Consider the following 11,615-nt stretch of genomic DNA (forward strand, 5'->3'; position numbering starts at 1 on the left):
ACCTGTATGAGATGACTGTTTACAGGGCGATAGGCCTCAAAGATGCGTGATCAAGCATTGACCACCCCGACTGGTTACTGAGTGCTGATGCTTTTTTTACCCAATCCGCCATTTCTCCCCCCCCGCATAAATTATGCTGTCTCCCGCCCGATCCTACTCCGAGGTTCATCGTCAATCTATCGACGACCCAGATGGATTCTGGGGTGAAGCCGCTCAGGCTATTGTCTGGGATCGCCCTTTTAACAAGGTGCTTGATACCTCCCTCCCGCCATTCTACCGCTGGTTTTCGGGAGGCAAGCTCAACACCTGCTACAATTGCATCGACCGACATATTGATGAAGGTCGTGGGGAGCAGTTGGCGCTAATTTACGATAGCCCCGTCACCAATACTATTCGTCGCTATTCCTATAATGAGCTACGAGACAAGACCGCGCGTTTTGCTGGGGTGCTTGCCGCGCAGGGTGTGGTGAAGGGCGACCGTGTTTTGATCTACATGCCGATGGTTCCTGAGACGGTCATTGCGATGCTAGCCTGTGCGCGTCTTGGGGCAATCCACTCCGTGGTTTTCGGTGGTTTTGCGCCCAACGAGCTGGCCAAGCGCATCAACGACGCTCGGCCCAAGCTTATTGTTTCCGCATCTTGCGGCATCGAGACCAACCGCGTCGTTGAGTATAAGCCGATGCTTGATGAGGCGATCCATATGGCGACAGTGAAGCCTAATCGCTGCATCATACTTCAACGTCCTCAAACCATGGCCATGCTCACCTTAGGGCGTGACTTGGATTGGGCGGAGGAAATGGCCAATGCTGAGCCCGCCGCCTGTGTGTCTGTCGAGGCAACTGACCCGCTTTACATTCTCTACACCAGTGGCTCGACAGGCGTTCCCAAGGGCATTGTCCGGGACAACGGGGGGCATGCAGTCGCCATGAAGTGGAGCATGGAGTATGTTTATAACGTCAAGCCGGGCGAAGTCTATTGGGCGGCGTCAGATGTTGGTTGGGTCGTTGGTCATTCGTACATTGTTTACGGCCCGCTACTGCAAGGCTGCACGACGGTGCTCTTTGAGGGCAAGCCAGTGGGTACACCCGACGCGGGAGTTTTCTGGCGCGTGGTGGCCGAGCATAACGTCTCGACATTGTTCACTGCACCCACGGCTTTCCGTGCGATTAGGCGTGTGGACCCAACGGGAGAGCTCATTAAAATGTATGGGAAAAATCAGCTTCGCGCTTTGTTCCTGGCGGGTGAACGTTGTGATCCGGATACCCTAGTCTGGGCAGAGCAGCAGTTGGGCGTGCCAGTGGTCGACCACTGGTGGCAGACTGAAACGGGTTGGGCCATTGCGGCAAACTGCTTGGGCATTGAGCCATTTTCCGTCAAACCGGGCTCCGCGACGAAGGCCGCGCCGGGTTACGATGTTCGTGTGCTTAATGTGGACGGAAATGAGGTCTCTCCTGATACAATGGGCAACATTTGCGTCCGCCTGCCGTTGCCGCCGGGGTCTTTGCCGACGCTCTGGCAGAATGAGCGCCATTTTAAGGAATACTACCTCGATCCGTATCCCGGCTATTATTTGTCTGGTGATGCGGGTTATCAGGATGCCGATGGCTACCTATGGGTCATGGGGCGGATCGATGACATTATCAATATTGCTGGTCATCGTTTGTCCACGGGAGCGATGGAGGAAGTGTTGGCCAGCCATCCCGATATCGCTGAGTGCGCGGTGATCAGTGTGTGGGATGAGCTGAAAGGAGAGCTGCCGCTTGGCCTGATCGTGCTCAAGTCAGGTGTTGATCGCCCGCATGCGGATATCGTCAAGGAAGTCGTTCAAAAGGTGAGGGCGGAGATTGGCCCAGTTGCTGCCTTCAAGAGCGCTGTGGTTGTCGCTCGGTTGCCGAAGACACGCTCTGGCAAAATACTTCGCGCCAGTATGCGTAAGATTGCCGATGGCGATGACTTTAAGATTCCGGCCACCATCGACGATCCCGCAATTTTGAGCGAAATCGCTGATGCGCTCAAACCCATTGGCTACGCTCAACAGCGAAGTTAGTCTCCATGGGTTGAAGCTCTTGTGAATTCATTCCGGCCCGGAGGCCTCGTGCTGCCGGCGTAAGTGAATCTAGGGCTTTTTGAAGCTAGACAGCCCGGAGTATTTAGCTCCGGACTGCTTTATGGCTAAAGGGCCGAAGCCCCGGAAAGTTTACGTAAGAGACTCCAGTGGTGGATTTGTTCCCGCAATTATTTAATCAATATCACTTCGAGGGGGGGGGCTACTTTCCGGAGTTGAGACGCCGCTGCCAATCGTATTCAGAGCTAGTCACGGCGTGTTCGAGTCGGCGAGTTCGACGATCGAGTTGTTCAAAGGTGCGCTGGAGGCGGCCGAGGGCCTGCCGACGTGAAGTGGAAATGCTGGCGTAAAACTCCTGTTCTTCGTCATTGGAAGTGGGCAGAACAGGGGCGGGCTTAAGCAGCAGCCCGACGATGACGTAGATCGCCAAGCCGAGCCAGAAGCCCGTTAACATGATTGTGATGAAGACTGCGAGCCGGACCCAGAGCACGGGTACTTGACGCCAATCCGCCATGCCCTGACAGACGCCGAGCAGCCAGCCGTTACGGGAGCGGTAAAGTGGGAGAGAAGGTGGTTTCATAATTCAGAATGTTCGCGGTGCTTTTCGTTTTCGATAACGATGGTTTCGAGGGCCTCAATACGCTTTTCCATTCGGGTTAAGCCTTGATGGATTTCCTGCAAAATCCGTGTCTCGTCGGTGGACAGGTTTTTGGATGTGATCGCCGAACTTCCCTTGAAGATAGCGGCGATTGCAATAGCCGAGCCGCAGAGAACCGGGATGCCGATGCCAGTAAGGATCAATATGGCGGTTAGTGTCATGTGGGTACTTTAGTTGAGCCAGGGCCAAAAGGCGAGGCGGATTACTTCTTGGCGGTCGCCATTTTTTCTTTCAAGCCAGCCAGCTCAGCTTCGATCGCATCGTCTTGCGCGAGGCGGGAGAATTCATCATCGAGTGATGGCTTGGTTTTTGGGTTTACCAAATCGGCCTCGGCCTCCAAGCGATCAATGCGGTTTTCAAACTGCTCGAATTTGGCAGCGGTGTTCTTGACGTTGAACTTGCGGATGTCGCCTTGCGCTCGCTTCTTCTGGGTGGCATGCTCGTGGCGCTGAAGCAGGACGCGTTGCTTGTCACGTGCTTGATTGAGCTTGGCTTCCAGTTCGTTAATGTCGCTCTGATACTGGGCGACGACTTCCTCGTGCTGAGTCGTTTCGGCGGTCAGCTTTCCAACGCGGTCGGTGTAGGCGCGTTTTTCCAAGAGTGCTTCGCGGGCGAGGTCTTCGCGGCCTTTGCTCAGTGCCAGCTCAGCTTTGGCGGACCAATCATTGACGCGTGATTCAGCCTCAAGGCGGCCACGCTCCACTTTAGAACGCTCGGCCATGCAACCGGCGCAAGAGGCTTTGAGCTCGACGAGTGTGTCTTCCATCTCGCGGATGACGAGCTTCAGGAGTTTTTCAGGATCTTCAGCCTTATCCAACATGGAGTTGAGGTTTGAGCTGACGATATCGCGGAATCGGGAGAATATGCCCATGGTCGTATTAGTTTTTGAATTAAGTTTAGGTGTTCGTTTTCTAAGTTTTTCTTCGGTTTACTTCCCTTCCTATAGAATTTACCGTGCCAAATCCTTTTTGTGATCTTTAAGTTATTCTATATCAATGTGATAAATGATTTATGGGCTTGATTCACAGGTATATGTAATTATCGAAAATGATTGATTATTAAATTATTTCGCTAAATATTTAGCGGAATGATCGAGCCGGAGGAGCCTTTAGGAGAATCTGATGTTTTTCTGGAATTTCAGTCTCGTCTGAGCCGGGCTGCGCCGATTGATCGGCCAATTTTACTCGTGGGCGAGCGTGGAACCGGTAAGGAGCTCGCCGCTCGGCGGTTGCATTTTCTATCGAGCCGCTGGGATGGGCCGCTGGCTGCGCTGAACTGCGCTGCGCTTAGCCCTGGGGTGTTGGAGAGCGAGCTTTTTGGCCATGAGCAGGGTGCCTTTACTGGGGCGGCGAGGCGGCGCGAAGGGCGTTTTGAAGCTGCGGATGGTGGCACGTTTTTCCTCGATGAGCTTGGGCAGGCCCCCCTTGAGGTGCAGCGTAAAATCCTACGCGTAGTGGAATATGGCGTATTTGAGCGGGTAGGGGGCAGTGAGCCCGTGAACGTGGATGTGCGGCTGGTTGCTGCCACCAACGCAGACCTTCCGGCGCTTGCTCGGGTGGGTAAATTTTTGCCAGACTTGCTGGATCGGCTTACCTTTGAGGTGTTGGTGTTGCCGCCGCTACGTGTGCGCCGTGGCGATGTTAGATTGTTAGCGGATCACTTTGCCGCCCGCATGGCGAATGAGCTGGATCGCTCGGTGCCAGAATTTTCCGTAGTAGCGCGGCGGGCATTGGAGAGCCATGATTGGCCAGGCAATATTCGTGAGCTGAAGAATGTCGTTGAGCGCGCGGTTTATCGTCTGGAAGCGGAGGAATCTGTCGTGGAAAACGTAGATTTCGATCCATTTGATACGCCATGGACGAGTCGCTTGGCAGCGCCGGCCCCTGAGATGCGATTACCGGACTCCTCTACAAAATCTTCGCCGGAAAGCGCCGCGGCGGATGTTGATTTTGATAGGTCGCTTACTGAGGCTTTGGAGCAGGTGGAGGTGCGTCATGTGGCGGAGGCATTGCGCCGGACACAGGGGCATCAGGGTCGGGCATCGGAGTTGTTGGGCATCGGTTATCATCAGTTGCGCCGCTTGCTAAAGAAGCATGCTGGACGGCTTTAGCGGATTCCCACAGGCTGGTTTTGTGCTTAAAATGGGCGTTCTATATGAATGCCTTTATTGTCGGTGGCTGTTATCATGATGAGGATTGCCAAGTGCGAATAATGCTCCACAAAATATTAATAAGATGAACAAAGCCATAATCACCGGAATGAATCACCGGATCGATGTTGTCTACGGACCGAAAGAGTGTGGGATGCTTGAAGAGCGATTGTCGGTGACGAAGTTGCCGCAAAGCGATGTGTTGAATGATCCCTCAATCTTAGCGGAAGCGAACTATATCTTTGGCACATGGGGTATGCCCATGATGGATGAGGGATTTATGCGGGCCATGCCTAATTTGAAGGCGGTTTTTTATGCAGCAGGCTCGGTTAAAGCTTTTACCAGCGATGCATTTTGGGAGAGTGGCGTTCGTTTGTTTAGCGCCTGGGGAGCGAATGCTTTCCCCGTGGCAGAATACACTTTTGCACAGATCATTCTTTGCTTGAAGCGGGCGTGGCCTACCATCCGCCAAGTATGGAAAGAGCAATCCTTCGCTCGTCAGCAATACATCTCTGATCGGGTGCCGGGCGCATATGGCTCAACAGTGGGGCTTCTTTCCCTGGGGCAAATTGGCCGACTGGTCGTTGATCGTTTACGCACGCTGGATGTGGAGATTATTGCTTATGATCCGTTTGTGAGCCAAGAGGACGCACATGAGATGGGTGTTAAAATCTGTTCGCTGGAAGAGGTCTTTTCTCGAGCGGACGTGGTTACCTGCCACACGCCGTGGCTGCCCCAGACTGTGAAAATGCTGCGCCGTGAGCATTTCGCTTCAATGAAACCTTCGGCTAGCTTCATCAACACTGCCCGTGGTGCAGTAGTGGATGAAGAGGGCTTAATCAGTGTGCTAACCGAGCGCCCTGACATCACTGCGATTCTGGATGTAACCTATCCTGAACCGCCGAAGAATGGATCGCCATTCTACACGCTACCCAATGTGGTGCTCACTCCTCATATTGCTGGTTCAATCGGGGATGAATGCCGCCGCATGGCGCAATTCATGATCGCCGAATACGACCGTATGATTGACGATCAGCCAACTCGTTGGGAGATCAACCGCGAACGCGCTGCTACTTTGGCCTAGCTGCCAGTTGCCTGACGCCTAAGCGCGCACCACTTTCCAGTTATGTAGTGTCTTTATAGAGTGTGTCGTAGGCGGTGCGATTGTTCTATATTCCAGTTGTCACCTGGCACAAAGCATATGTGGTTTCGGATGAAGACTACTATTATGATTTAGATGACGAGGAGATTGCAGAGCTTTCCAAGGAACTGGGCGGTCTTGCCTTTAAAGGAAATCTCTGGGTTCGCTATGTGAACTATCTATGGCCCGTCTTACTATTGGTTTACGTGCTGTATGGTGCCTACCAGCGAAAGCGGCTGAAACAAATCGACGACGAATACTTTGGCTCGGAGCAGTCGTAAAAAAAAGCTCGGCGCAAAAGGCCGAGCTTAGTGTAGCAAAATTGAATTCGAATGCGTTAGCAGATTTCCAAGGCCTTCTTGACAATGCGAGCGGCGTCAGGAATCTGGATTTTTTCCAGAGGCATGGAGTAGATCTGCGGTGCATCAATGGCGCTGACACGCTTGACGGGGGCATCAAGGTGGTCGAAGGCTTCGTCTTGGATGATGCTGGCGATCTGAGCTCCAACGCCGCAGAAGGGCTTGTTTTCTTCGATGTAGACGACGCGGTTGGTCTTCTTGACGCTGGCCAGGATGGTTTCGACGTCGAGTGGGCGAATTGAGCGTAGATCGATGACTTCGGCGTCGATGTCGTACTTCTCAGCAAGAATGCCTGCGGCTTCCAATGAGGTGATCGCGGCGCGACCGTGGGCGATCAGGGAGATGTCCTTGCCCTCCTTGAGGATATTGGCCTTGCCCATGGGGATCAGGTATTCCTCTTCAGGCACTTCCCACTTCTGACCGTAGAGGACAGTGCTTTCCATGACAAAGACGGGGTCATTGTCGCGGATCGCGGTCTTCATGAGACCCTTGGCGTCGTAAGCGTTGGATGGGCAAACGACCTTGATGCCAGGATGGTTGGCGCAAAGATTTTCGGGCGTATGAGAGTGCGTCGCGCCGACATTGGTGCCGCCGTTGGCGGGGCCACGGACAACAATCGGGATGTTCATCAGACCACCGGACATATAGCGGCAGAACGAGCCGTTGTTAAGGAGTTGGTCGAAGGCGACGTAGCAGAAGCTCCAGAACATGAATTCCATGACGGGGCGCAGGCCAAGCATGGACGCGCCGATGCCCAGTCCGACGAAGCCAGCTTCACTGATGGGGGCGTCGACGAGGCGTTTGTCACCAAATTTATCCCAGAGGCCCTCAGTGACTTTATAGGCTCCGTTATACTGGGCGACTTCTTCACCCATAACGAAGACGTTGGGATCGCGGGCGATTTCTTCAGCAAGCGCGTCTTTGACGGCTTGGCGGTAAGTGATTAGCGGCATGGTCTGGCTTATTTAAAAATTATTTGTCGAAGATTCCGCCGTCTTCAAAGACGAACCGGCCCTGATTGAGTTCATCAATCTCGGGGTCTTGTCCCTTGTTGTCGCTACTCCAGTAGGAGTCGTCGAGGATGGACTCTGCAGGAGGGAAGGGGGATTTTTCAGCGAATTCGGCTGCTTCGTTGGCCTCCTCGTTGGCTGCTTTATCAATTTCCTTGGCCTGTTCTTCTGTCAGGACGCCTTCTTCGATGAACTGTTTGCGCAAAAGGGTGATCGGATCCTTGTTGTCCTTGTAGTCGATGATCTCGTCTTTGGAGCGATACTTCTCCGCATTTGCGTCGGCCACGGAATGGCCGCGGTAGCGGTAGGTGAAGATCTCGAGCACGGTTGGGCGAGATTCATCGTGGGCGCGTTTGATGGCTTCGTAAGTCTTGGCGCGAACGTCGTAAAGGATGTTGCCGTTAACGGTGTCCCATTCCATGCCATAGGCTTCAGCACGTTGGGCGAGGCAGTCAGGGAAAGCGGAAGAACGCTCCTGGCTGGTGCCCATTGAGTAGGCATTGTTTTCGATAATAAAAATGACTGGTAGGTTCCAGAGGGCGGCGAGGTTATAGGCCTCGTGGACAGCGCCCTGATTGATTGCGCCATCACCCATGTAGGCGAGGCAGCAACCTTTTTTGCCCTGATACTTGAGCGCGAATGCTAAACCGGTACCAAGGGGAATCTGTCCGCCGACGATGCCATGCCCGCCCCAGAAATTCTTATCAGGCGCAAACATGTGCATGGAGCCGCCTTTGCCCTTGGCGCAGCCGGTGTATTTGCCATACATCTCGGCCATCATGGGTTTGGGATCCATGCCGACCGCGATGGCGTGGCCATGTACGCGGTATGCGGTGATTACATGGTCGTCGGCCCCAAGTAGCGAAATGGTGCCTACTGCGACTGCTTCCTGGCCTTCGTAAAGGTGGAGGAATCCCCCAATCTTGCCGGCCTGGTATGAACGCAAGCTGCGGCCCTCAAAGCGCCGGATGCGCACCATGTCGGTGTAAAGGCGGACTTTTTCGTCGGTGCTGAGGCGTTGATTGATTTCCAGCTGAGCTAGCTCATGGACATCTACGTCCTGCCAGCGTTCAGCTTTGTTTATTGTCTTCGACTTTTTTTTGGCGGTCACGGTGCGGTGATCGTTCGGATGGATGAATCTATTAGAAGTGGTGTATTTCTCGCCTGACACTCGTCAGATATTGCGGGAAAGCGGCGCAGTTTCGCACACTACAGGGATTGTTCAACCACAATTTCCAGCTCTTGGCCAGGATGGCAATCTGCGCGCAGGGCAACAAAGCGTTTGCGGTGGGAGTCATAGTATGGCCAGACGAGTTGATGGTCGGATGGTGGGATTGCGAGGGTGTTGATGGCTTCTCGCGTGAAAAATGCGAAATGGCCTTCGTCAATTTCGGGGGGGAGGGCGGAAATGGTTACTTTGCAGTCAAAGAGAAACATCAACCAGTGGCCGGAACCCTCGAAACTTTTTTCAGAGACGTAACCGAAGAGGTGTAAATCGTCTGTTGCGATTTTTAATTGGACCTCTTCGTGTACTTCGCGCACGGCACATTCGAAAGGGGATTCTCCGAGGGCCATTTCCAGTTTGCCGCCAATCGGACTCCAGCACCCGAGATTGGGTGCTTTACGGCGCTGGATTAACAGCAGTCGTCCATCTTCGGAACGCAAAAAAACGAGGACGCTGATTTTGAAAGGAAGGGTGGCAATTTCGGTCACATGAGTATGGGAAGGGCTTGAAGAGGGCGAAGCAACTTTTTTGCATGCAATGTGCATGAGGAGGCGAAAAAACGGCAAATTTCAACAGATTAGGGACAAAATTGGGCCATCTGGTTGATTAACAGCGTTTTCTTGTTGATTCGAGTGGTTGATTCTCTTTTACCATGCAGGATGCATCCCCGTATACCTTCTCTTTTTATCCTCGTTTCGCTTCTTCTGGGTCCGGCATTTTCACAATTGTCGGCTCAAACCCAAGACCCGGTAACAGTCAAGAACGTCAAGTTTTACAGCAAAGAAGGTGCTTACAAAGACTATCTCTGTGAGATTGAATTAGAAGGTCAGGTGAACCCAAATCCTGAGGCCACGAATCCCAAATATGTGGATGACGTTAAGGTGTCGCTATTGATGGGTTATCCTCATCCCAATAAGTCGGGTGAATTTATTTTCCATATCTCCGAAGTCGTGATTGCTACGATGGAGGTGAAGAAGAGCCGCAAGATTGGCTTCTGGCTCCCTTATGACATTGCCCAACGTGACAATGTCGGCAAAGAGCCTGAGTTCTGGTATATCGATATTGAAGTGGATAATTCACAGATTCCGATCAGTCAGGCAAACGTCCGCAATCGCGCTTCCTCCAATTTGCGTAATCCAACCGCGATCCAAAGTATGCAAAATCAGGCGTCTAACGCCTCAGAGGGAATCCTGCTTCCAGGGTACCTTTCTGGTAATGGTTACCGCGAGCGCGGTGAAAATCGCCCGCCTTTTATTCGCAAAGAAGAGAATTAAACTCTTGATGGTGATATACATTCTGCACGCGCCGGTAGTGAATTATGCTTGCGCTCGACTAAATCTCTTTTCAAATGGCCCCTTTCCCCGTTCATGAGCGCTGCTAAGAATTTGATTATCAACTGTGGAGCTGGTCATGTGACCGCTTCGGTTTTCAGTGAACGCAAAGAAGGCTTGGTGCTCGAAAGCTTCGCCCACCAAGACCTCGATTACGATTACACCGAGGAGAACGACTGGTTGCCCGCAGTGATGGCTGCGATTCGCAAGGTCAAAGCCAAGGTAAAGGGTGGCGATAAGGCGATAATGATCGTGCCCGGTTATCAGCTTTTAACCAAGCTGATCATGGTGCCTCACGTGGACGAGTCCAAACGCGCACAGATGATTGCCTTTGAGGCACAGGACAAGATACCTTTCCCACTCAACGAAGTCGTTTGGGACCATCAGGTCATCGCTGACGATGGAGTGGAAACCGAGGTTATCGTTATTGCCGTCAAGTCCGAGGTCATTAACGGATTTTGCGCCGACTTGCGGAAGCAGGGAATTACGCCGACGTGCGTGGAAGCGGCTTCAGTGCTGGATTACAATGCTTACCGGCTTTGCTACCCAAGTGATGGCGACGACACGCTGCTGATCAACATCGGTGCTCGTTCTTCTAATCTGCTCTTCATTAGCGATCAGGGCTTCTTTATCCGTAACATCACGCTGGGTGGTAATTCGCTGACTCAGAACCTCGCAGATAGCTTGGGCAAGAGTTTCACTGAAGCGGAGCAGATCAAAATTGCATTTTTCTCTGGTCAATCCAGCTACGAGCAAGATGACCCGAGCGCTCAGGTCCTCCAAACCAACGCGCAAAATTTCCAGAAAAAGATCAGCCAAGAAATTACACGGTCCATCGTCAACTACCGTCGCCAAAAGGGAGCTCAGGCACCTAAGCGCATTCTGTTGACTGGTCGTGCTGCCTTGCTGCCAGGCCTGTCCGAGCAATTGGCGCAAAGCCAACGTATACCAGTAGAGTATTTTGACCCAATCGCCGGCATCGAGGTTGGCTCTGGTGTAGATGCGGTTGAACTCGAAGAGCATCAACACGTGTTGAGCGAAGTTATTGGTGAGGCGGCTCGTATGTCCACACCGGACGCGGTCAGCATCAATTTGCTTCCGCAGCATCTGGCGGACTCGATGCGCTTTAGCAAACAAAAGCCGTTCATCCTGCTTGGCGCTGCCTGTCTCGCCTTGGCGACAATTCCGCCGATTTTGGGCTCTCTCAAAGCAACTGAGGTATACAAGGAAGAGGCGCAGTTCCTGAAGCAGCAAGTGGCCCCGCTGAATGTGGCCCACCAAGAGATTGTCGAACTACAAGAAAAGGCCGTGAAGCTGCAGGCAAATATTTCTGATTTGGAAAGCCTGGTTAATTCTCGCTCAAACTGGATTACCTTCTTTGGTGATTTGCAGGATCGTCTGCAAGCTGTGCAGGATGTTTGGCTGGAAGACCTCAAGCTGAATCGCCAAACCACTGGCAACTTGAAGTTGTCTGGCCGTATGCTCATTAAAGATTGGGATGAGAATAATGCGACGGAAAGCTATCAGCGCGCTTATCAGCGTGTAAACAGTCTGCTGGAGAGCTTCAAGGCCTCCGAGTTCATCATTTCGGTGGAGAACACTCACTTCGATGAGGGCAATCCACGTATCCTGCCTTTTGACTTTACTCTTGTTATCAACCCTGAACGTCCCCTGTAA

Annotated in this window: 12 protein-coding genes; 6 read left to right on the forward strand and 6 right to left on the reverse strand. The window is 52.7% G+C overall.

What is annotated here, in order from left to right:
* The first annotated feature begins 133 nt into the window (after positions 1–133).
* Positions 134–2,047 carry a propionyl-CoA synthetase gene (locus IE065_RS05180; RefSeq protein ID WP_189512532.1) on the forward strand — a complete coding sequence of 638 codons (1,914 nt, stop codon included), beginning with the start codon at positions 134–136 and terminating at the stop codon, positions 2,045–2,047.
* A 220-nt stretch (positions 2,048–2,267) separates the two neighbouring features.
* On the opposite strand, the gene pspC is transcribed toward IE065_RS05180, so the two are convergent.
* From pspC to pspA, 3 genes are read right to left on the reverse strand one after another with little or no spacing between them, the layout of a single operon-like run.
* Positions 2,268–2,645 (reverse strand): envelope stress response membrane protein PspC, encoded by a 378-nt coding sequence (pspC, locus tag IE065_RS05185; protein WP_189512535.1) that lies wholly within the window; start codon positions 2,643–2,645, stop codon positions 2,268–2,270.
* Positions 2,642–2,884, reverse strand: a complete 243-nt coding sequence (locus IE065_RS05190; protein ID WP_189512538.1) for a hypothetical protein — start codon at positions 2,882–2,884, stop codon at positions 2,642–2,644. Before IE065_RS05190 ends, pspC begins: the two co-directional genes overlap by 4 nt.
* A gap of 41 nt (positions 2,885–2,925) precedes the next feature.
* A complete protein-coding gene (gene pspA / locus IE065_RS05195) occupies positions 2,926–3,594 on the reverse strand; it encodes a phage shock protein PspA (RefSeq protein WP_189512541.1) in 669 nt (222 codons plus the stop codon).
* 216 nt (positions 3,595–3,810) lie between these two features.
* Here pspA and pspF point away from each other — a divergent pair, with 216 nt between their 5' ends.
* The 3 genes from pspF (at position 3,811) to IE065_RS05210 (ending at position 6,294) form a co-directional block, all read left to right on the forward strand.
* Positions 3,811–4,833 (forward strand): phage shock protein operon transcriptional activator, encoded by a 1,023-nt coding sequence (gene pspF / locus IE065_RS05200; RefSeq protein WP_189512544.1) that lies wholly within the window; start codon positions 3,811–3,813, stop codon positions 4,831–4,833.
* A 124-nt stretch (positions 4,834–4,957) separates the two neighbouring features.
* A complete protein-coding gene (locus tag IE065_RS05205; RefSeq protein WP_189512547.1) occupies positions 4,958–5,956 on the forward strand; it encodes a hydroxyacid dehydrogenase in 999 nt (332 codons plus the stop codon).
* Positions 5,957–6,036: 80 nt separating this feature from the next.
* Entirely contained in the window at positions 6,037–6,294 is a 258-nt protein-coding gene (locus IE065_RS05210) for a hypothetical protein (RefSeq protein WP_229792060.1), read from the forward strand.
* 56 nt (positions 6,295–6,350) lie between these two features.
* Here the strand turns inward: IE065_RS05210 and IE065_RS05215 are convergent, their stop codons facing one another.
* The 3 genes from IE065_RS05215 to IE065_RS05225 all read right to left on the reverse strand — a co-directional run bounded on the left by IE065_RS05215 (position 6,351) and on the right by IE065_RS05225 (position 9,095).
* Positions 6,351–7,325 (reverse strand): alpha-ketoacid dehydrogenase subunit beta, encoded by a 975-nt coding sequence (locus IE065_RS05215; RefSeq protein ID WP_189512554.1) that lies wholly within the window; start codon positions 7,323–7,325, stop codon positions 6,351–6,353.
* Between the two features lie 19 nt (positions 7,326–7,344).
* A complete protein-coding gene (gene pdhA / locus IE065_RS05220; RefSeq protein ID WP_229792061.1) occupies positions 7,345–8,493 on the reverse strand; it encodes a pyruvate dehydrogenase (acetyl-transferring) E1 component subunit alpha in 1,149 nt (382 codons plus the stop codon).
* Positions 8,494–8,591: 98 nt separating this feature from the next.
* Positions 8,592–9,095: an NUDIX hydrolase gene (locus IE065_RS05225; RefSeq protein WP_229792062.1), complete on the reverse strand. Its 504-nt coding sequence runs from the start codon at positions 9,093–9,095 to the stop codon at positions 8,592–8,594.
* A gap of 171 nt (positions 9,096–9,266) precedes the next feature.
* Between IE065_RS05225 and IE065_RS05230 the strand changes: the two genes are divergently transcribed.
* Both IE065_RS05230 and pilM read left to right on the forward strand, forming a co-directional pair.
* Complete coding sequence (locus IE065_RS05230) at positions 9,267–9,881, forward strand: hypothetical protein (RefSeq protein WP_200163410.1); 615 nt, start codon at positions 9,267–9,269, stop codon at positions 9,879–9,881.
* A gap of 93 nt (positions 9,882–9,974) precedes the next feature.
* Positions 9,975–11,615: a pilus assembly protein PilM gene (gene pilM / locus IE065_RS05235; protein WP_189512562.1), complete on the forward strand. Its 1,641-nt coding sequence runs from the start codon at positions 9,975–9,977 to the stop codon at positions 11,613–11,615.

Source organism: Cerasicoccus arenae (assembly GCF_014651635.1).
Taxonomy (GTDB): Bacteria; Verrucomicrobiota; Verrucomicrobiia; order Opitutales; family Cerasicoccaceae; genus Cerasicoccus; species Cerasicoccus arenae.

Bases quoted from the DNA above. Each gene is read 5' to 3' on its own strand.
- IE065_RS05180 (WP_189512532.1), top strand. From the start codon at position 134: ATGCTGTCTCCCGCCCGATCCTACTCCGAGGTTCATCGTCAATCTATC.
- pspC (WP_189512535.1), bottom strand. From the start codon at position 2,645: ATGAAACCACCTTCTCTCCCACTTTACCGCTCCCGTAACGGCTGGCTG.
- IE065_RS05190 (WP_189512538.1), bottom strand. From the start codon at position 2,884: ATGACACTAACCGCCATATTGATCCTTACTGGCATCGGCATCCCGGTT.
- pspA (WP_189512541.1), bottom strand. From the start codon at position 3,594: ATGGGCATATTCTCCCGATTCCGCGATATCGTCAGCTCAAACCTCAAC.
- pspF (WP_189512544.1), top strand. From the start codon at position 3,811: ATGATCGAGCCGGAGGAGCCTTTAGGAGAATCTGATGTTTTTCTGGAA.
- IE065_RS05205 (WP_189512547.1), top strand. From the start codon at position 4,958: ATGAACAAAGCCATAATCACCGGAATGAATCACCGGATCGATGTTGTC.
- IE065_RS05215 (WP_189512554.1), bottom strand. From the start codon at position 7,325: ATGCCGCTAATCACTTACCGCCAAGCCGTCAAAGACGCGCTTGCTGAA.
- IE065_RS05230 (WP_200163410.1), top strand. From the start codon at position 9,267: ATGCATCCCCGTATACCTTCTCTTTTTATCCTCGTTTCGCTTCTTCTG.
- pilM (WP_189512562.1), top strand. From the start codon at position 9,975: ATGAGCGCTGCTAAGAATTTGATTATCAACTGTGGAGCTGGTCATGTG.